Consider the following 19,850-nt stretch of genomic DNA (forward strand, 5'->3'; position numbering starts at 1 on the left):
GCCAGCGATCGCCCGCGTTTCTCGACGCTGGAGGGCCGCCAGGCCCGAAGGAGGAGAGGGACGCCCTACAGCTCCGTGCCCGTCCGGTCGGTTACGCCGGCTCGCTGCTGGTACTCGCGGACCAGTGCCGCGGCGGCCGGGCCGCGGGGGCGGCGGCCCGGGCGGATGTCGACCGACAGCGCCTTCGCCTCCTGGATGTGGGTGTTCGGGTCCAGGGACAGGTGCAGCAGCTCGTTCGCCGCGTCGCCGCGGCTGTAGCCGTTCGGGCCCCAGTGGTAGGGCAGCCCGACCTGGTGCAGGGTGCGGCCGTCCACGGTCAGCGGCGACATCCGCTCGGTCACCAGGACCCGCGCCTCCACGACGCCGCGCGGGCTGACGATCGTCGCCCAGCCGCCGTGCTCCAGGCGCCGCTCGGCCGCCAGCTCCGGCGAGACCTCGCAGAAGAACTCTGGTTGCAGCTCCGCCAGGTACGGCTGCCAGCGCGACATGCCGCCCGCCGTGTGGTGCTCGGTGAGCCGGTACGTCGTCGCCACGTACGGGTAGACCTCGGCCCCCGGGTCCGTGCCGCTCGGCGCGTACCGGTTGTCGGGATGCGGCGCCGGCAGGTGCCGGACGGGGTTGCGCTGCTGCCGGTACAGCGGGTTCCGGAACGGCGAGTCCTGCGGCTCGTAGTGCGCCGGCAGCGGCCCGTCCGTCAGACCGGCCGGCACGTACAGCCACGCCTTGCCGTCGGCCTGCATGATGAACGGGTCGTCGCCGGCGAGCGCGTCCGGCCCCGTCGCGTCGCGCGGCGGCTCGTAGTCCGGCGGGCGGTCGGCGATGAAGTCGGGCACGTCGTGGCCCGTCCACTTGCCTTCCTCGGCGTCCCACCAGACCAGCGCCTTGCGGTCGCTCCACGGCTTGCCGTCCGGATCGGCGGACGCGCGGTTGTAGAGGATGCGGCGGTTCATCGGCCACGCCCAGCCCCACTCGGGCGCCACCCAGTTCTGGTCCTTGCCGGGCTTGCGGCGCGCCGTCTGGTTGACGCCGTCGGTGTAGCAGCCGCAGTAGATCCAGCAGCCGCACGAGGTGGACCCGTCGTCCTTCAGCTGCGTGTAGGATGACAGCGGGCTCCCGCCGGCGTCCCGGCCGTTGATCTCGGCGAGCACGGCCTCGGCGTCCGGCTCGCCGAGGTCGCCCGTCGTGGGGTAGTCCCAGGTCAGGTCCAGGACGGGCCGGTCCATCTCGTCGGTGGACCCGGCGAGCTTCTCCCGGATGATGCGGCCGAGGTGGTACATGAACCACAGGTCGCTGCGCGTGTCCCCGGCGGGCTCCACGGCCTTGTGGTGCCACTGGAGCATCCGCTGCGTGTTGGTGAAGCTGCCGTCCTTCTCGGTGTGCGCGGCGGCGGGCAGGAAGAACACCTCGGTGCCGATGTCCTCGGTGCGCATCTCGCCCGACTCGATCTCCGGGCCGTCCCTCCACCACGTCGCCGACTCGATCAGCGAGAAGTCGCGGACGACGAGCCAGTCGAGGGCGGCCATCCCGAGCCGCTGGATCTTGGCGTTGGCGGACCCGACCGCCGGGTTCTCGCCCATCAGGAAGTAGCCCTTGCACACCCCGTCGATCTGCGCCATCGAGGTCTCATAGGTGCTGTGCGACCCGGTCAGCCGCGGCAGGTAGTCGAAGCGGAAGTCGTTGCCGGCCGTCGCCGCGTCGCCCCAGTACGCCTTCAGCAGGCTGACCATGTAGGAGCGCATCTCTCCCCAGAACCCCTTGCGCGCGGCCTCGGCCTCGATGAACGTGTCCAGGTCCTCGTTGCCGTGGGCGTGCGGCATCGGGATGTAGCCGGGAAGCAGGTTGAACAGCGTCGGGATGTCCGTCGAGCCCTGGATGGACGCGTGGCCGCGCAGCGCCAGGATGCCGCCGCCGGGGCGGCCGATGTTGCCGAGCAGCCCCTGGAGGACCGAGGCCGCGCGGATGTACTGGACGCCGACCGTGTGCTGCGTCCAGCCCACCGCGTAGGCGAACGCGGTCGTCCGGTCGCGGCCGGAGTTCTCCGTGACCATCTCGCAGACCTTGAGGAACTGGTCCTGCGGGACGCCGCAGATCCGCTCGACCATCTCCGGCGTGTACCGCGCGTAGTGCCGCTTGAGCACCTGGAACACGCACCGCGGATGCTCCAGCGTCAGGTCCCGCTCCGGCTCGCCCGCGCCGATCGCCGCGCCGCCCGAACCGTGCGCCTCGCCGCGCGCCGCCTGCTCCACCGGGCCGACGCGGTCCTCGTACTCCATGTCGCGCTGGCCGGAGGCCGCCTGGACCTCCGTGCCCGCGTACTGCCACGTCCTGTGGTCGTAGGCGCGCTTGTCCGCGTCCAGGCCGGAGAAGACGCCGTCCAGGTCCTCGGTGTCGCGGAACTCGTCGGTGAGGATCACCGGCGCGTTGGTGTAGGACACGACGTAGTCGCGGAAGTACTTCTCGTTCCGCAGGACGTAGTTGATGATCCCGCCGAGGAACGCGATGTCGCTTCCCGCGCGCAGCGGGACGTGCGCGTCGGCGAGCGCGCTCGTCCGCGTGAACCGCGGGTCCACGTGGATCAGCTTCGCGCCGCGCGCCTTCGCCTCCATCACCCACTGGAACCCGACCGGATGGCACTCGGCCATGTTCGAACCCTGCACGACGATGCAGTCAGCGTGTTGGAGGTCCTGCTGGAAGGTGGTCGCGCCGCCGCGTCCGAACGAGGTTCCCAGACCGGGAACGGTGGAGGAGTGTCAAACGCGGGCCTGATTCTCGATCTGCACCGCGCCGAGCGCGGTGAACAGCTTCTTGATCAGGTAGTTCTCCTCGTTGTCGAGCGTGGCGCCGCCGAGGCTCGCGAAGCCCAGCGTCCTGCGCACCCGCACGCCGTCCTGCTCCCACTGCCAGCCGTGCCGGCGCGCCTTGATCACCCGGTCGGCGATCATGTCCATCGCCGTGTCGAGGTCGAGCGGCTCCCAGCCGGTGCCGTGCGGGCGCCGGTACAGCACCTGGTGCTCGCGGGCCGGCCCGGTCGTCAGCTGGAGGGACGCCGAGCCCTTCGGGCACAGCCGCCCCCGGCTGACCGGCGAGTCGGGGTCGCCCTCGATCTGGGTGACCTTGCCGTCCTTGACGTACACGTCCTGCCCGCAGCCGACCGCGCAGTAGGGGCAGACGGACTTCACGACCTCGTCGGCGGTGCTCACCCGCGGCGTGATCCGCCCGGTGCCGGCGCTCCTGGCCGCCGCGCCCCGGCCGAGGGGGTCGTCGCCGCTGAACTGGCGGTAGACGGGCCACGACTCGATCCATGTTCGTACGCCCACGTCACACCGCCCTTCTCGGCTCGGTCCGCCGCCCAGATACCCGACGCCCGCCCCTCGAAACACGCGGGGCGGGCGGCGGGGCGGGGAGGCGCGTCATCCGGCGGCGAACGCCGCGAGGTTCGCCGAGACGGGCTCGGGCCGTCCGCCGTTCTGGACGGCGGACGCGGTCAGAACGTCGATGTGCTGGTAGCCGGGCGCGACGACGTCGCCGGGCTGCGGATCGCCGCCGAGGCCGCCCTCCGCCTCCAGGTTGAGCGTCGGGTTCGCGGCGACGCCGTTCTCATGGACGGCGTCGTCGGCGATCCCGGGCGCCGCGGCCAGCGCGATGTCGGTGACCATCTTCGTCGGGAAGTAGTGCTCGGTGAAGTCGAGAGGGTGCTCCGACAGGCTGCGGGCCAGTTCGGCGATGTCGGTGACCTCCTTGCCCGCGGACGTGAACGGGGTGCCGTCCTTGGACGTGTGCACCGGGTCGTCCGGGGCGCCGACGCGGTCGAAGTTCCGCCACGTGTACAGCGGGCCGCCCGGCTCGTCCGGGATCGCCTTCTTCTCCGTCCCGAGGAGCCGGGTCAGGCCGCCGAGCCCGATCCCCTCCAGGTCGTTCGGCGCGGGGAACTCCTTGTCGACGATCTTCCCGCCGTCCCAGAAGCCGAGGCTGGCCTGCATGAACGCGAGCGGCTGGGAGTTGTCGTCCAGCAGCCCGCCGAGCGCGGCGGCGTTGGTGAACCGGAAGTCCCTCACCGCGGGGGAGCCCTTGAGGAACGCCGGGTAGTCCTTGGAGAACAGGATCCGGTAGGTGGTGTCGGTGTTGAACGACGGCGGGGGGTAGGTCGCGAGGTCGGAGACGCCGCCCGGATCGAGGCGCGCGGCCAGGCCCGCGACGGCGAGCAGGTTCATCGTCTCGGTGTTGATCACGGCGGGGGCGGACAGGGCGCGCGGGACGACGCCCGTCTCCAGCCCGGCCTGGACGGCGCCCGCCCCGAACCGCAGGAGCGGGACCCATTCCTCGGGGAAGTCGCCGCCGAACCCGGGCAGCCGCGTCGAGATCCGGGTGTCGAGCGCGAAGTAGCCCGAGCACTGGTTGTACCCGGCGTCACCGGTGGTGGAGTGGTCGCCGTCGAAGTCCCACTCGGCGAAGAACGCCGTCAGGACGCCGCCCAGCGAATGTCCCCCGCACATCATCTTCCGCCTGCGCGCGGCCTGGTCGGGGAGCTCCCTCACCATCAGGTCGTACTGGTCGCGGACGGTCTGCTCGAGCCCGACGTTCTGGAGCCACTTCACCTGGTCGTTGGTCTGGTACCCGGCGAACTTCCGGCCGTCCACCTCCTTCTGCCGGTAGTAGTAGTCGACGGCGAGATGGACGTCCTTCGCCCTGAGCCCCGCCTGGATCCCGGTGCCGTCCTCCAGGCAGTTCGAACGCCGGTCGAGCGCCCAGAACTCGATGTGCCCGCCGCTCCTGGCCGCCGCCGAGACCGTGTTGCGGGCGACGCTGTCGAACGCGCCCGCGCCCTCCAGGATGCCGGGCTGCGCGACCAGGATCCGGTCGGCCGCGGCCGGCGAGGCCGGCCCGTCCTTGTGCCGGAAGCGCAGGTAGGACAGCCAGTCGCAGGCCGCCGGGTGCGGACCGGCCGACGCCGGCAAGGGGACCTTGACCCGCACCACCGACTCGGTGACGTCGGTGACGGGGGAGCCGGAGGCGACCGGCGTCTCGGACCGTCCGGGCTCGCGCGCGCTCACCGGACCGGCCGCCGTGGTGACGGCCAGCAGGGTCGCGGCCGACGCGGCCAGGACCGCGAACGCGCCGAGGGGGTGGGGGGACCGTCCCATCACGTGCTCCTTCCGGGCGTGATCGGTTCACGGTCCGACAATGGCCCCGTCGTCCCCCGCGCGACAGTCCTCCGGTCGCGCAATCTCCCCGCGGCTCTTGTACGCCGGCGACAAGTCCGGCCCCGGGCGGGGCGCGGAACGGCTCAGCGGAGGACGGCCGCGCCGACCGCGCCGATCCGCTCGGCGAACTCGGCGCGCTCGGACGGGGACAGCGCCCGCTCGTAGACGGCGGCGGAGAGCCGGTCGGTGATCTCCTCCGCCTCCGCCCGGCGCGGCCGGAGCGCCGCGCAGTCGGGGAGGTCGCCCTGCCAGCCGAAGAAGCGCGCGGTGTCCGGTCCGTCCTGCGTCAGGATCGCCTCCAGCGGGGAGAGGCCGACGGCGGTCGTCGCGACGAGATGCAGCCCGCCGCGCAGCTCCCGCAGCACCTGCACCAGCTGCATGAGCCGGGCCCGGTCGCCGTCCGGCAGCGGTTCGGCGCGCCAGCCGCTGAACAGCGGCAGCCCCGAGCCCTCGGCGGCCCGCGCGACGCGCTCGGCCAGCTCGCACAGGCGCGGGTCGTCCGGCAGGTGGGACTCGCCCCAGGCCGCGCATCCGAGGATGTAGCGCCGCGTCGCCTCGCGCGCCCCGGCGACCGCGAGGCCCTCGTCCCACTGGGCGCGGACGAAGCCCGGCTCGAACCAGCCGAGCGCCGCCGCGACGACGTCGGCGTCCGCGTCGCCGAGCACCCCGCCGCGCCCGGCGAAGTAGTACGCGAACGGATTGCCGTATCCGTGCTGCTTGCCGTGCTCCGCCGTCCTGCGCGACAGCATCCACCGCGACCCGACACCGTGGATGATCCTGTCGGCGGCGCGGACGGTCTCCGCGGCGCTCAGCTCGCCCATCGCTGCTCTCCCGCTTCCTCGCTGATCAAGTAAGCGAAAGGTTACTGCCCGGTCGGGGCGGTCTCGCAAGGGGAGCGGCAGAGGCCGTCGTCGATGAGGACGGCCCCTGCCCGGAAGCCGCCGGATCAGATCGCGACGGGTTCGGTGACCGTGCGGTCCTCCGCGGCGGGCCGCTCCGCGGGACCGCCGCGCAGCGGGGTCTCGCGGATGAACCAGGCTGCGACGATGGCCAGCAGGGTGAACGCGGATGCCCAGAGGAAGACGTTGTGGACGCCGGAGGCCACCGCGTGCTCCACGGCGCCGCGCACGTCGGCCGGCATCCGCTTGAGCAGCGCCGGGGTGAGCCGCCCGCCGCTGCCGGAGATCGACTCGCCGGCCCTCTCGCCCAGCCGGTCGCTCAGCCCGCCGGTCAGGCGGCTGCTGTAGACGGCGCCGAGAATCGACACGCCCAGCGAGCCGCCGATCGTCCGGAACAGGGTGGCCGCGCCGCTGGCCGCGCCCATGTCCTTCATCTCCACGCTGTTCTGCGCGATGAGCATCGTGTTCTGCATCAGGAAGCCCATGCCGGCGCCCAGCACGAGCATGAACAGACCGGTGGTGAGCTGGGTGGAGTCCACGGTGAGCCGGGACAGCAGCAGCATGCCCGCGGTCATGACGACCCCGCCGACGATGGGGTAGACGCGGTAGCGCCCGGTCCGGGTCACCAACTGCCCGACGGTCATGGTGGTGAAGAGCATGCCCATCATCATCGGCAGCAGGAGCAGACCGCTGTTGGTGGCCGAGGCGCCCTGCACCAGCTGCTGGAACTGCGGCAGGAAGGTCACCGCGCCGAACATCCCGAAGCCGACCAGGAAGCCCAGCACCGAGGCCAGCGTGAAGTTGCGGCTGCGGAACAGGCTCATCGGCAGGATCGGGGACTCCGCGCGCATCTCCCACAGCACGAACAGGACCAGCAGGACGGCGGAGCCGGCGCCCAGGCCGATGATCGTGGCGGAGGCCCAGGCGTACTCCGTCCCGCCCCAGCTGGTCATCAGCGAGAGGCAGACGATGCCGGCGGTCAGCAGGGCCGCGCCGACGTAGTCGATGCGGGCCGTGCTGCGGGGACGCTTCGGCAGGTGCATGGTCAGCGCGGTGACCACCAGGGCGAGGGCGCCCAGCGGAAGGTTGACGTAGAAGGCCCACCGCCAGCTGAAGTGGTCGGTCACCAGGCCGCCCAGCAGCGGGCCGCCGATGAAGGCCAGCGGCATGACCGCGGCTATCAGCCCCTGGTAGCGGCCGCGCTCGCGGGGCGGCACCAGGTCGCCGATGATGGCCATGGCGCCGACCATGAGGCCGCCGGCGCCGAGCCCCTGGACGCCGCGGAAGGCGATCAGCTGCGTCATGCTGTGCGCCATGCCGGCCAGCGCCGACCCGGCCAGGAACACCACGACGGCGGCCATGAACATGCCCTTGCGGCCGTACATGTCGCCGAGCTTGCCCCAGATCGGCGTCGCCGCGGCGGTGGCCAGCGTGTAGGCGGTGACCACCCAGGACAGGTGCGCCACCCCGCCCAGCTCGCCGACGATCGTTGGCATCGCGGTGCCGACCACCATGTTGTCGAGCATGGCGAGCAGCATGCCGATCATCAGCCCGCTCATCACGATGTACACCTGGCGCTTGCTCCGGGGCGGCTCCGCCGTCCCGTCCTTCGTGAGTGACGTACTCATCCCTGTCCCCGCTCCGTTCGACTTACCTGCCGCCCGGCTAGTTCTTACCTGCCGTACGCTAGACTCGGAACTAGCCGGTCGTCAAGTAAGTTTGAGGGGGAGGACGCGATGGCCCGCCGTCGAGGCGACACCCGCGAGCGGATCCGCAGCGTCGCGCTGGAGCTGTTCGCCGAGCAGGGGTACGAGAAGACCTCGCTGCGCGAGATCGCCGAACGCCTCGAGGTGACGAAGGCGGCGCTGTACTACCACTTCAAGACCAAAGAGGACATCGTCGCCAGCCTCTTCGAGGACTTCCGCGCCGAGGGCGAGGAACTCCTGGAGTGGGCGCGCGGGCAGCAGCCCAACCCGGCGTCGCGGCGGGAGTTCGTGCGCCGCTATGCCGAGATCATCGAGGGCCCCGGCAAGGAGATGCTCCGCTTCATGCAGGTGAACGAACCGGCCGTCCGAGAGCTGAAGGCCGCCTCGGACCTGCGCGAGCGCATGAGGTCGTACGCCGAGTTCATGGTCGACGAGAAGGCGGACCTGCCCGACCAGATCCGCGCCCGCCTGGCCATCCTCACGCTGCACATGACCCACTTCGCCATGCGCGACACCGCCTTCAGCGAGGACGAGCTGCACGCCGCCGCCCTCGAGGTGGCCCTCGGCCTCGTCCCCGGCGACCGGCCGGGCCCGCCGGCCGAGTGACCGGAAGGCCGCCGCCCTGTCGGTAGCCGGCCGCGGGCGGCTCCCCTAGACGGCGGACTCGCCGCGCACGGCCCCGCCGCGCGGGTCCGGCGCGGCGCCGCCGAGCGGGTGGTTCCAGTCGAAGCACACCACGACCGCGTCGTCGGCGAGGTCGGTGCCCTCGTGGAACTCGATGAGCTCGTCGATCACGGTCAGCGGGACCTCGGCCGCGGGCTGGAGCCGGCTGCGCCGGGCCGCCTGCTCCAGCTGGTGGGCCCCGTACTCGCCGGCCGGGGCCGTCGCGGAGAAGACCCCGTCGCTGACGATGATCAGCCGGTCGCCGGGTTCGAGCTCGAACGACTGGGGGAGGTACTCGGTGTCGGGGAACATGCCGAGCGGCATCTGCTGCTCCAGCGGCACCGGCGCCACCTCGGCGCCGCGCAGCAGCAGGAGCCGCGGGGACCCCGCGTCGATGACGTGCACCTTGCCGTCGGCGAGATCGATCCGCATGACGAGGGTCTCGGTGAACTCCCGGCCGCCGTGCCGCACGTGCACCATGTCGTTCGCCAGGCTCGCCTGCTCGCCGAGGTCGGCGCCCGACCGGCGGGCGTTGCGCAGCGCGCCGACGGTCAGCGACGTCAGCAGCGCCGCGTTGATGCCGGTGCCCGAGCCGTTGGTCACGGTCAGCGCCAGATGGTCGTGCTCGACGGACCAGTCGAAGTTGTCCCCGCCGATCGAGTAGGCCGGCTCCAGATGCCCCGCGAGGCTGAACGAGTCGTCCGCGTGGGCATGGCCGGGAAGCAGCTGCCACTGGAGCTCCGCGGCGAGGGTGAGGCGGTGCCGCCGCCTGGCCCGCTCGTACCGGTCGGTCCGGTTCCACGCGACCTTCAGGGCACTGCCGAGAAGCTCGCCGATCTCGGCCAGCTCGCCGACCTCGTCGGCGCTCCAGGGGCCTGACGAGCCGATCTCCAGGACGCCGAGCCGCTCGCCCCGCGCGCGCACCGGTATATAGGTCCCGGCCTCGCCGGACCCCTCGCCGTCCCCCTCGGGGGCGGTGAGGACGCGCCCGGTGACGAACGACCGCCCGGCCGGGCTCTGCCGGATCCTGATCGCTTCGGCGGCCTCCTCGGCGGCCCGCGCCTCGCCGTCCGGCACGGCCAGGGCCAGGCTGTCAGGGTGGGGCGTGGCCAGAAGCGGCGCGACCGGCATCAGGGCGCGCGAGTGGTAGTCGCTGACGAGCAGGCGGGCGGTGGAGACCGCGGAGTACTCCCGCGAGAGCGTCGCGGCCAGCACCTCGGGCAGCGCGTACGCCGGGGCGGCCCGCAGTGCCCGCTCGACCCTGGCCGTGCGCCCCGGGCGGCCGTCCTCGTCCCCGGCCGGGCGGCCTTGCTCGACCCTGGCCGGGCGGCCGAATTCATCCCTGGCCGGGCGGCCGTGCGTGCTCATCGCGACCCCATCTCATCACTGCCTGCCGACGCGCCGGACGCGGCCGCGTTCCCGGGGCGGCCCGGTTCCCATGCACCGGGCCGCGGGAACGGCCGTGCCCCCCTCGACCGGCCGTCCAACCGCGGGAATGCGGCTCTGTCATCGGGTCCGCCCCGTCTCGGACGCAGGACCGCAGGGGAAGACTGCCAAAGAGATTGCCGTATGGCAAATACTTGATGTCGAGCTGCGGGCGGAGGGGTCCGCGCCGGGCCGCGCGGGCGCCGGTCAGGCCGTCCGGGACCCGAGCATCCCTCTTCCGCCGTGCTCACGCCGCTCACCCGCCTGGCCGAACTCGGTCAGCGCGTCGAGCAGCCGGCCCCGGGAGGTGGGCGACATCTGCGCCAGCACGTCCCGCACCGCCGCGCGGCGCCGCCGGACCAGCTCGGCGTGCAGGCGCTCGCCCTGGTCGGTCAGCCGCAGCACGATCTCGCGCCGGTCGACGCGGGCGGTCTCCCGCACGATCAGCCCGGCCGCCTCCAGCCGGTCGCAGAGCCGGCTCGTGGACGAGGGGATCGCGCCGAGCTCCTCGGCGAGCCGCCCGAGGTTCAGCCGGCCGAACCGCGCGATCACCTCGACGGCGCGCAGCTGGATCGGCGAGATGGCGGGTTCCAGGCCCTGGTCGGCGCGGTTCCAGAGCAGCGCCGTCGCGCTCAGCACGCGTTCCACGGCGGCCGCGACGTCGTCCGGGACGGCGCCGGGTGCTTCGCTCGCCTGCTGTTCGCCTGACGGCCGCGGTCGTCGCTGACTCACACTCCAGCCTTTCGCACGGAGTCCCCGCCGGTGAGGCCTCTCCTCGGCCCCCGGTGGCCCCGCCGCGCCGCCCCCGGTCAGGGACCGGACGGTACGGTCGCGGGCAGTACCACGATAGGGGCTCGGGCCGTCGCGACGCACGGCCGCGTCCGCGCCGGTGTGCGGAGGCGCCCTCCGGCCGGTCCCGCCCCCGCCGGGAGTCAGGCGCGCCATAAGGCGCATTCGGGGCGTGCGCCCCGCATTCTCGATTTCATGATCGATAAATCCCGCTTCCGTGCGGGTGGACCATTGCGGCCAAAGCGTGTCCTTGGCGGATATGTGCGATGTAGCATTTGCGCCCAGACGTTGCCGATCCACGGGGGACGGGCATTCGTGGTGAGTCGATACGGGGGCACCCCGGACGGGGGCGGGCGACCGGTGAGGCGGGCTTTCCCGCATCTTCTGGTCCTCCTGCCCGGTCTGGGCGGAAGTGCCCTGCGCAGGGGAGACGAGGAGATCTGGGGGACGGGCGCCGCCCTGGCGCGGGCCATCGCCAATCCCGATCGGCTGGCCCTGCCCAAAGCGCGGCTGGACGATCCGGAATACGACGACGGCGTCGAGACGTACGATCTCATGGCCATTCCGGTACCCGGGTTTTCCCGGATTCTCGGGCCTTACCAGAAGCTGCGGTCGCGCCTTCGCCGGCACTTCGAGCTGGACGACGCCAACCATCTGGAATTCGCCTACGACTGGCGGCGTCCGGTAGCGGTCAACTCCGCCCGGCTCGCCGGCGCGGTGGCGCCGCGCCTCAGGGCGCTGCGGGAGCGGTTCCCCGCCGCCGGGGTCATCCTCGTCGCGCACAGCATGGGCGGCCTCGTGGCGCTCGACTACATCCGCCGCCACGACATCCGCCGCGACTGCCGGCGCGTCTACACGCTCGGCACGCCGTTCCGGGGCGCGGTCAAGGCCCTCGACACCCTCGCCAACGGGCCGCGGCTCGGGCCCGTCCCGTCCGAGCGGCTTCCGCTCGGGCACATCCGGGAGGCGCTGCACCGCCTCCCGTCGGTCTACGAGCTGCTCCCGCTCTACCCGGTGGTCACCGACGCGCGGAACGGCTCCGCCCGGCCCGCCGCCCGGGTCGCGGAGCTCGCCGGCGCGATCGCCGGGCTCGACGCCGGGCGGGCCCGCGCCTCGCGGGACTTCCTGCTGGAGCTCAACGCCCCGCACGAGCGGCTGTCGGACGTCCGCCCGGTGATCGGGTACGGGCAGCGGACCGCGCAGCACGCCGTCCTGCGCCCGGGCGGGCGCCTGGAGGTCTCCAAGGCGGCCGGGTCCGGGCTGACCGGCGAGGACTCCGGCGGTGACGGCACCGTCCCGGCGGTCTCGGCGAGCCCCGCCGTCTACCAGGAGGTCCCGCCCGTCTACTGCAACCAGACGCACAACGGCCTGGCGCACGGAGGCGACCAGGTGGACGAGCTGATCCGCATGCTCGGCTACGACCTTTCGAGGCTGGCGCGGCGCAGGCCGGTCCTGTTCCCGGGGCGGCCGGACGCCCCCGCTCCCGCTCCCTCCCGCGCCGAGGCCGAGCCCGACGACTTCGGGCCGCCTCCGGGAGAGCGCGTGCTGGGCCTCGACCTGGCCGACGCCTACCTCGCCGTAGAGCCGGTCACCGTCACGGGCCGAGCCGAGGGGTTCGAGGCGGGCGACACCCTGTGGTTCCGGTTCGCGGCCGGGTCTGCCCCGGCGTCCGGCGACCCCGCCACCACCGTGGTCGAGGACGACGGTTCGTTCGCGATCCCCTTAGGACTCGTCCAGCCCGGCCTCTACACGCTGTCGGTCGCGGCCTCTCCAAGAGGAGACGGTCTTCTCGACGTGGTGCACGTCTCATGAGCACGGACTGGACGTGGTGGTCCACCAACCCGGCCGACCTCGCGGTGTTCACCGTCCCCGCCGAGTACGAGCTGATGCGCGGGGTGGGGGAGGAGCTTCCCCGCACGGTGCTCGAACGCGCCGGGTTCGCCTACGCACAGCTGCTCGACCTGGAGCTGGCCTACGACGGGCCGCTCTACCACTGGAACCCCAACGGCCAGAAGATCCGCCAACCGCACCAGGTGGTGGAGACGGAGAAGCACGGCAACTGCCTCGACCTGTCGGTGGCCTACGCGGGCCTGTGCCAGCAGCTCGGGCTGCGACCGCTGATCGCGCTCCTCGATCTCCCGAACGGCCCCCACGCGATCGTGGTCCTCCCGGACGTCTGGCTCGACCAGGACGAGGCGACCCTGGTCTGGGGCCGGGTCCCCGCCGCGGACGGACTCGCGCGGCCCACCGCGGACCACGTCCGCGAGAACCTCGCGGGCCGGTGGCATCCGGTGGAGCTCACCGCCCTCACACCGCTCCCGTTCGGCAGCCGGCTCGGCTTCGAGGAGGCCTGCGCCAAGGGCAGGGAAGTCCTCCACAGGTCGAACGGGACGACGATGGTGGACGTCGGCTTCGTCCTTCACGTGACCAACCGTCCGGTACGCGAGGTCGACAGGTCCCTCGTCGAGCGGCCCGCGCCCAGGGCGTCCTTCGGGGACGAGGTGCGCCTGCGGTACGCGGGCAGGCTCGCCGCGCAGCCCGCCCGGTGGGACGTCGAGGGGCTGGAGGAGATCGCCTTCGACGGCGGGACGCAGGACCACGCCCTGACCGCTCCCGCCCTGCTGCGGGCGCTGCGCGCCAAGGCCGTCTACCAGGCGATCGGGGGGACGCCGGGCCTCCAGCACGCGCGCTGGTTCTTCTACGAGGCCACCGACCGGGTGGTCGACACCCAGAGCACGGAAGTCCTGCTGGTCGAGGCCGCGCTGACGGGCTACGACCGGGTTCCCGATCCGCTGACCGCCTTCCTCCTGCGGGTGGCGGCGCACCACGGTGTCGGCCTCGGCAACCCGGCGCTGCACACATGGGTGATGGAGCACGGCCTGGAGAAAGAGGCCCCGGAGTACCTGCGGTCCTGCAAGCGGCACTACTGGGCGCTGATCTTCCTCGGCGAGGAGACCATCGGCGCGGACCGGGACGGGCCGATCCGGTTGTGCGCCGTGGTGGAGCCGAAGCCCGTGGGCCTCCTGGAGGCCGCCGACGGCGACGGCTCGTACATCGACCACGCGCTCGTCAAGACGGAGTGCCGGTCCCCGGAGGAGCTCCCCGCCAAGCTCCACGAGCTCATCCGCGACCTCCAGAAGAAGCTGGAGAACGCCCCCATGGTGATCGACCTGGTGGCGCCCCTGCGCTTCCTCACCGAGGGCTACGAGCACCAGAGCCTCGTCCCCCTCCCGTCCGGTTTCAGGGAGCCGCTGAGCCGCCGGTGCAAACCGAGGCTGCGCTGGGTGAGGCACGTGCTGGACCCCGGCGTCCGGCAGATGCAGCACGACCGCGCCGCGGCCATGGCGGAGTCGGCGTGGGAGCAGGCGCCGCCCCTCCTCTCGCCCGACGAGGCCGGCAGCTGGGACGCCGTCTCCGCGTGGCTGGCGCACGAGGCCAACGCGAAGCGGCCCTGCGTGCTCGCCGTCGAGGACGAGACGGTCCGCACCGAGGCGCTGGGCTGGCTGCTGGCCGCGGGATGCGGCTACATCGTGTGGCACCGCCCCGGCGGCGTCGTGCAGATCACGCGGCGGCACTGGGACGAGCTGGAGGGGCACCAGCGCCGCCAGCTGCTGCCGGAGAAGCTCCTGAACGGCGGCAACGGCGCGAACCCGCCGTCGGTCATCTGGAACGACCCCACGGGCCGCCCGGGCTTCGACCTGCCCCTGGCCCGCCTGCAGAACCCCCCGGAGGAGAGCGACGGTGACCTGGAAACTGTTTCACGGTGACGGCAGGCCCCGGCCCGGCGGGATCGGCCCGGACGGCAGACCGCTGCCGGCCTGGCGCGCCCTTCCCGACCTGCCGCCCTGGCGGGGCCGCGCCGAGGGCGACGGCCCCCCGGTGTTCGTCGCCCTGCCGGGCCTGGACGACGCCGTCAACGCCGCGCTCCACCTGCGCCGCCCGCTGCTGATCAACGGGTCCGCCGGGATGGGCAAGTCGACGCTCGTCGGCGTGCTCGCGCACGAGCTGCAACTCGGCGAGGTCCTGGAATGGCACATCACCTCCAAGAGCACGGTGAACGACGGGCTCTACCGGTACGACGCCCTGGACCGCCTGCACGCCGCCCAGCTGGCCGACGGGAACGCGCCCATCGGCGAGTTCGTCCGCCTCGGGCCGCTCGGCACGGCGCTGGCCGATCCCGGCCATCCGCGCGCCGTGCTCATCGACGAGATCGACAAGAGCGACCTCGACCTGCCGGGGGACCTGCTGAACGTCCTGGAGAGCGGCCGTTTCGACATCCCGCCCCTGATGCGCAGCAAGGGCGGCCCGTTCCGGGTGACCGGCGCCGACGGCCGGACCTACGACGTGGGGGACGGGAGGGTCACCCGCCGGCACTATCCGGTCATCGTGCTGACGAGCAACAATGAGCGGACGTTCGCCCCGCCCTTCCTCCGCCGCTGCATCCGCTTCCAGATCAAGAACCCGGACGCCTCCTTGCTCACCAGGATCGTGCAAGCGCACCTGCCGGAGATCGACGGCGCGTGCCGGCAGGACATCGAGCGTTTCGCCGGGCGGCTCCAGGCGGGCGAGAAGCTCGCCGTCAACCAGCTCCTGGAGATGGTGTACCTCGTCACGGGGCACGACCTCGGCGCCGAGGAGCGCGGGCGGCTGGAGAAGATCCTTCTGGACGATCTCGGCGAGCGGTGATGGACGGCCTCGTACGCGCGCTCGCCGAGTTCGGGCTGGCCCGCGGCGACGTGGGCCCCGACGCCGAGCAGATCCTCGACCTGCTGTGGCTGGCCCGGGACCCGCCGCCCCTCCCGGCCGGGCGGGCGGCCCCGGTCACGCCGTCGCCGCTCCGGGTCCCGGCTCCGCCGACGGTCCGGGAGGAGGCGATCGAGCGGCGACCGTCCGAGCCCACCGGGCCGGACTCGCCCGCCACGGTCGTGGAGCCGGTGTTCGCGGGCGACACGCCCTCCGTGCGGATCGGGGACGGCGCGGCCGGCCCGCCGGAGGCGGGCGGTCCACCGGAAGGGGGCGGCCCGGCCGAAGGGGCCGGCGCGGGTGACGAGGACGCCGCGCCCGGCCGAGACGCCTCGGACGAGGGGCCCGACCGGCTCGTCCCGGTGACCGGCGTCGGCTTCAAGGGCGTGCGTCCGCTGCGGGACGCCCTTGAGCTGACCCGCGCGCTCCGGCCGTTCAGGCGGGCCGTCCGACCCGGACCGCTCGTCCCCGACGAGGAGGCCACGGTGCAGGCCACGGCCGAGGCCTGGGTCACCGCGGCCCTTTCCGCCCGGGCCGCGCCCTCCCGCGCCGGTGCCGCCTCGCCGAGGCCGCTGGTCGTCGTGACGCACCGTCCTCCGGTCCGCGCGCTGGACGTCGCCCTCGTGGTCGACACCGGCTCCTCCATGCGCATCTGGGAGCGGGCCTTCACGCAGCTGGAGCACATCTTCGTCCAGAGTGGCGCGTTCCGGGCGGTGACCCGGTGGGGGCTCCTCCCGCGCCGCGACGGCTCCCGCCTCGTCGACGCGGGCGGCACCCGCCATCCGCCGGACCGGCTCAGGGATCCGTCCGGCCGCCGCCTCGTGCTGCTGGCCTCGGACGCGGTCGGCGACCACTGGTACGACCGGGACATCTGGGAGACGATCGAGTCCTGGGCCGCGGTGATGCCGACGGCGCTCCTGCACGTGCTCCCGCGGCGCTACTGGGGCGAGACCGCGGTCGGCGAGCCGTGCCTGCGGATGCGGCTCGGCGCCCCGGGCACGCCGGCGCCGAACGCCCACTACACGGTGGAGCGCGGCTGGTGGATCACCGGGACGGCCGGCCTGCCGCTGCCCGTGGTCGGGCTGAGCCCGGCGGGGCTCGGCCGCTGGGCCGAGGCCCTCACCTCGGGCGCGACCTGGGCGGAGGGCATCTCCACCGCGGTGCCCGGGACGGGCCCGGCGGAGCACCCGAGCGCGTACAACCGCCGGCTGGAGAACCGGGACGGGCAGCTGCTCGCGGCGTTCATGCGCCGCGCGTCGCCGCGCGCCGTGCACCTCGCGCAGGTCCTCTCATGCGCGCCGACGCTGTCCACGCAGCTGATCGAGATCCTGCAGGAGCACCTCGCCCCCGAGACGGGGCTGGCCGAGCGCGCGGAGATCTTCGTCTCGGGCCTGCTGGAGCCGGCCGGAGCCGAGAGCTACCGGTTCCTGCCCGCCGCCGTGGAGACGTTCCGGGAGCAGGTCGGCCACCTGGAGGAGCTCAAGGCGTTCAACGTCGCCTCCGACCACCTGCAGCGCAACTTCGGCGTCGGCGGGGACCTGCGGACGCTCGTCCCCGATCCGGGCGGGACGAGCGGAGTCCCCGTGGAGGCCGAGCCGTTCGCGCAGCTCCGGCGGAACATGGCCGACCGGCTGGCGGCGCTGACCGGGCCGGAGGACGCGGTGGCGGCGATCCTCCCGGACGGGGGCCGCCCGTCCGGCGAGGGCTTCGTCCTGCCGCCCGCGCGGCACCCGGCGGGCGAGCCCCCGCGACCGGTGTCCCCGGAGCCGGTGCCGTTCGACCGCGCGGCGGTGCCCGCCGCGCGGACGGCGCCCGTCCCGCGGGCGCTCCCGGCGCTGCCGGCGCCCGTGGCGGCGCTGGCCGGCCACGTGGCGGCGGTCGAGGGCGGCGACGCGCTCACGATCCTCGATATCGGCGCGGAAGGCGTCACCCGCTACCGGGTGCACCGCGACGCGATGGGCACCCCGCACCCCAGCAGGCTCGCGACCGAACCCTGGACCGGGCTGGGGACGGAGGGGGCGGCGGCCCCGCGGATCGAGCGCCTCACCGGCGGCCGCGGCCCCCTGGCGGCGATCCGCACCGCCCCGGAAGGGCTGGCGGAGGCCGACCGGGTGACCGCGCTGGTCCGCGAGGCCCGTCCGGACGCCGATCTCGTCACCGCGCCGGACGCCGACGTCGCCGGCTGGCTGCGCCGCGTCGTCGAGCGCGAGCCGATCCGCCAGCCCTACAGCCTCGTCGCCCTGGCCCCGCACAACGGCGCGGGGGGCCTGCGGCTCACCACCGTGCCGCTGTTCGCGCCGGGCGCCCTCCGCGACGACAGCGTGCCGGTCTCGGTGCGCTGCGAGCCCGGCGCCGACGCCGGAACGGCCTTCGCGGTCGGCGCGCACGGTCCCGACGGCCTGTTCCGCGTCATGTCGATCCGGTCGGCGCGGATCCGGTCGGGGCACCACGACCTCGTGGCGCGGCTGAGGCGCCCCGGCCTGGTCAGGTTCGGGGGGCTGGACGGCCTGGCCTCCGACCGCCGGGACTGGACGCAGATCGTCACCGCCGTCCCCGACCGCTACGACCCCCGGCCCCGGCCCCTGCACCTGGTCTGCCTCGTCGAGGTCAGCGGTGCGCGCGAGCGGGTCGCGGACCGGCTGAGCCGCATCGACCAGCTCGTCATGCTGCTGGGATGGGAGGTGCCAGCGGGCCTCAGCGTGTCGCTGGTCGCCTACGGCCGGCACGACTACGGCGACCGGCTCGGCCGCCGCGATCCCGTGCCCGACGTCCTGGCCTGGTCGGCCGACGCGCGGGCGGCCCGCGCCGCGCTCTCCGCGGCGACGGAGCGGGCCCCGCTGCCGGTGACCTACCCCGACGCGGCCATGGTCGAGGACGCGCTGGCCGTCGTGGACGAGAGGCTGCCCCGGCGCCCCGGGGGCCGCACCGCGCTGCTGACGGTGGGCGACCGGCCGCCGCATCCGGCGCGGGTCACCGCGTCGGAGATCCTCCCGTGCCCGAACCGCCGCGACTGGACGGATCTACTGCGGCGGCTGGAGGCGCGGGAGGGGATGACGTTCGCGGCGATCTGCGACGACCCCGCCCGGCGGCCGGAGGCCCCCTGGCGGCGCCTCGGCGGCGGGGCGCCGCCCGTCCCCCTCGACGTCGTCGACGCCCAGCGGCTGGCGATCGACCTGCGGCTCGTCCCGCCGATGGCGGCCCGGCTGCCCCTCCCGCTCGTCATCTGACGGGCCGCGCCCCCGCCGACAGCCGCCGCAGCGCCTCCAGCAGTTCCGCCGGGGGGTCGGAGAACGCGCCGAGGAGCTTCTCGGCGGCGGCGTCGTCGAGCCTGGGGCCGTGCATGAGCCGCAGCAGGACCGAGTAGAACAGCACCGCGATGGAGCCGGAGAGGTTCGCGTGGTCGGCCATGAGCCCGAGATCGTCGATGACCTTGCGGTGCTGCGCGCGCTTCTTGTGCGCGTCGCCGGACCGCAGTTCGGCATCGAGCCTTCCGAGCGCGGTCACCAGCGGCTCGTGGCGCTCCTGCCGGAGCATGTCGCGGCACACGGTGAGCAGCGTCTCGATGTCGGACGACTCGCCGGTCGCCACGGCCACGGCCGTCTTCAGCGCCTGGAGGACGGCGCGGGGATCGGCGAACGACAGGGGGGCGGCGGCGCTCGCCAGTTCGCCGCGGACGTCGGCGGAGCCGGCGGAGTCCGTCAGCAGCGCCAGGTACCGCCTCGGCACGTCCGCGCCGGCCGGCAGGTCCGGCGGCCGGTCCCAGGTGAGCGCCCGGGACCCGGACGGGGCGTGGTCGGTGAACGACAGCCGGATCCGGTGCTCGGCGGTGCTCCTCGTCCAGGTGGAGACCGACAGCCGGGCGCGCATCCCGTACGGCAGCAGCCACGCCACCTCGTCGAGGAAGCGCAGGCGTTCGAGCATGGGAAGCGCCCCGGCGTCCTCGATGACGACGGGCCGGCTCTCCCCGGACAGCAGCGTCGCGGCGGTCCCCATCGCGGGCCCGCCGGGCGGCTTGCCGGGTTCGCCCGCCGGGAGGACGACCGTCGCGGCGGCGCCGTCCGCGGGCGGATCGAGCGGGGCGAAGGCCCGGTACAGCGACTCGTAGGACACCCGGGCCCGCGCGAGCGGTGCGAAGGGGACGCAGAACACGCGCGTCACCGAGTCGCCGGCGGGCGCCGCCCCCGTCCCGCGCCAGGTCTCGATGGCGAGCGTCAGGTAGGGGACGTCCCGCAGGCGCGTCCAGCCGATCGTCACCTGCGGCAGCTCGGCCGGCGCGCCCGTGTGGTACCGGTGCACGATCTCGGCGAAGTTCCCCCGGCTGAACCGTCCTCCGCTTCCGGCGAGCACGCCGCGGAGGCCGGAACGCCGGTCCAGACCCCACAGCGCCCACTCGGCGGTGACCCTCGTCTCGTCGTGCGGCATGC

The 19,850-nt window shown here is 73.7% G+C and carries 12 protein-coding genes; 5 read left to right on the forward strand and 7 right to left on the reverse strand.

What is annotated here, in order from left to right; all coding sequences use genetic code 11:
- Window positions 1–65: 65 nt before the first annotated feature.
- The 4 genes from fdh to BJY14_RS31715 form a co-directional block, all read right to left on the reverse strand.
- Window positions 66–3,317, reverse strand: a complete 3,252-nt coding sequence (gene fdh, locus BJY14_RS31700) for a formate dehydrogenase (protein WP_179846969.1) — start codon at window positions 3,315–3,317, stop codon at window positions 66–68.
- A gap of 93 nt (window positions 3,318–3,410) precedes the next feature.
- Window positions 3,411–5,141, reverse strand: coding sequence for a hypothetical protein (locus BJY14_RS31705; protein WP_218905675.1), 1,731 nt, complete (start codon window positions 5,139–5,141; stop codon window positions 3,411–3,413).
- A gap of 143 nt (window positions 5,142–5,284) precedes the next feature.
- Window positions 5,285–6,022: an SCO6745 family protein gene (locus BJY14_RS31710; protein WP_179846970.1), complete on the reverse strand. Its 738-nt coding sequence runs from the start codon at window positions 6,020–6,022 to the stop codon at window positions 5,285–5,287.
- Between the two features lie 125 nt (window positions 6,023–6,147).
- Window positions 6,148–7,728: an MDR family MFS transporter gene (locus BJY14_RS31715; RefSeq protein ID WP_179846971.1), complete on the reverse strand. Its 1,581-nt coding sequence runs from the start codon at window positions 7,726–7,728 to the stop codon at window positions 6,148–6,150.
- A gap of 108 nt (window positions 7,729–7,836) precedes the next feature.
- Between BJY14_RS31715 and BJY14_RS31720 the strand changes: the two genes are divergently transcribed.
- Complete coding sequence (locus BJY14_RS31720; protein WP_179846972.1) at window positions 7,837–8,412, forward strand: TetR/AcrR family transcriptional regulator; 576 nt, start codon at window positions 7,837–7,839, stop codon at window positions 8,410–8,412.
- A 45-nt stretch (window positions 8,413–8,457) separates the two neighbouring features.
- Here the strand turns inward: BJY14_RS31720 and BJY14_RS31725 are convergent, their stop codons facing one another.
- Window positions 8,458–9,837, reverse strand: a complete 1,380-nt coding sequence (locus BJY14_RS31725) for a PP2C family protein-serine/threonine phosphatase (RefSeq protein ID WP_179846973.1) — start codon at window positions 9,835–9,837, stop codon at window positions 8,458–8,460.
- Between the two features lie 264 nt (window positions 9,838–10,101).
- The gene (locus tag BJY14_RS31730) at window positions 10,102–10,626 is read right to left on the reverse strand and encodes a MarR family winged helix-turn-helix transcriptional regulator (protein ID WP_179846974.1); all 525 of its coding nucleotides are present in this window, start codon (window positions 10,624–10,626) and stop codon (window positions 10,102–10,104) included.
- A 417-nt stretch (window positions 10,627–11,043) separates the two neighbouring features.
- On the opposite strand from BJY14_RS31730, the gene BJY14_RS31735 reads away from it, so the two are divergent.
- The 4 genes from BJY14_RS31735 to BJY14_RS31750 are packed head-to-tail and all read left to right on the forward strand — an operon-like array spanning window position 11,044 to window position 18,653.
- Complete coding sequence (locus BJY14_RS31735; RefSeq protein ID WP_179846975.1) at window positions 11,044–12,495, forward strand: lipase family alpha/beta hydrolase; 1,452 nt, start codon at window positions 11,044–11,046, stop codon at window positions 12,493–12,495.
- Window positions 12,492–14,450: a hypothetical protein gene (locus BJY14_RS31740; protein WP_179846976.1), complete on the forward strand. Its 1,959-nt coding sequence runs from the start codon at window positions 12,492–12,494 to the stop codon at window positions 14,448–14,450. Before BJY14_RS31735 ends, BJY14_RS31740 begins: the two co-directional genes overlap by 4 nt.
- A complete protein-coding gene (locus tag BJY14_RS31745; RefSeq protein ID WP_179846977.1) occupies window positions 14,425–15,369 on the forward strand; it encodes an AAA family ATPase in 945 nt (314 codons plus the stop codon). The genes BJY14_RS31740 and BJY14_RS31745 overlap by 26 nt, the downstream gene beginning before the upstream one ends.
- Window positions 15,369–18,653, forward strand: a complete 3,285-nt coding sequence (locus BJY14_RS31750) for an SAV_2336 N-terminal domain-related protein (protein WP_179846978.1) — start codon at window positions 15,369–15,371, stop codon at window positions 18,651–18,653. The genes BJY14_RS31745 and BJY14_RS31750 overlap by 1 nt, the downstream gene beginning before the upstream one ends.
- Here the strand turns inward: BJY14_RS31750 and BJY14_RS31755 are convergent.
- Entirely contained in the window at window positions 18,646–19,848 is a 1,203-nt protein-coding gene (locus BJY14_RS31755) for a hypothetical protein (protein WP_179846979.1), read from the reverse strand. The genes BJY14_RS31750 and BJY14_RS31755 overlap by 8 nt on opposite strands.
- Window positions 19,849–19,850 lie beyond the last annotated feature (2 nt).

The organism is Actinomadura luteofluorescens (assembly GCF_013409365.1).
In the GTDB taxonomy this organism is placed as follows: domain Bacteria; phylum Actinomycetota; class Actinomycetes; order Streptosporangiales; family Streptosporangiaceae; genus Spirillospora; species Spirillospora luteofluorescens.

Coding starts and splice junctions, on each gene's coding strand:
- BJY14_RS31710 (WP_179846970.1), bottom strand. CDS start 6,022: ATGGGCGAGCTGAGCGCCGCGGAGACCGTCCGCGCCGCCGACAGGATC.
- BJY14_RS31725 (WP_179846973.1), bottom strand. CDS start 9,837: ATGAGCACGCACGGCCGCCCGGCCAGGGATGAATTCGGCCGCCCGGCC.
- BJY14_RS31715 (WP_179846971.1), bottom strand. CDS start 7,728: ATGAGTACGTCACTCACGAAGGACGGGACGGCGGAGCCGCCCCGGAGC.
- BJY14_RS31755 (WP_179846979.1), bottom strand. CDS start 19,848: ATGCCGCACGACGAGACGAGGGTCACCGCCGAGTGGGCGCTGTGGGGT.
- BJY14_RS31750 (WP_179846978.1), top strand. CDS start 15,369: ATGGACGGCCTCGTACGCGCGCTCGCCGAGTTCGGGCTGGCCCGCGGC.
- BJY14_RS31740 (WP_179846976.1), top strand. CDS start 12,492: ATGAGCACGGACTGGACGTGGTGGTCCACCAACCCGGCCGACCTCGCG.
- BJY14_RS31705 (WP_218905675.1), bottom strand. CDS start 5,141: ATGGGACGGTCCCCCCACCCCCTCGGCGCGTTCGCGGTCCTGGCCGCG.
- BJY14_RS31720 (WP_179846972.1), top strand. CDS start 7,837: ATGGCCCGCCGTCGAGGCGACACCCGCGAGCGGATCCGCAGCGTCGCG.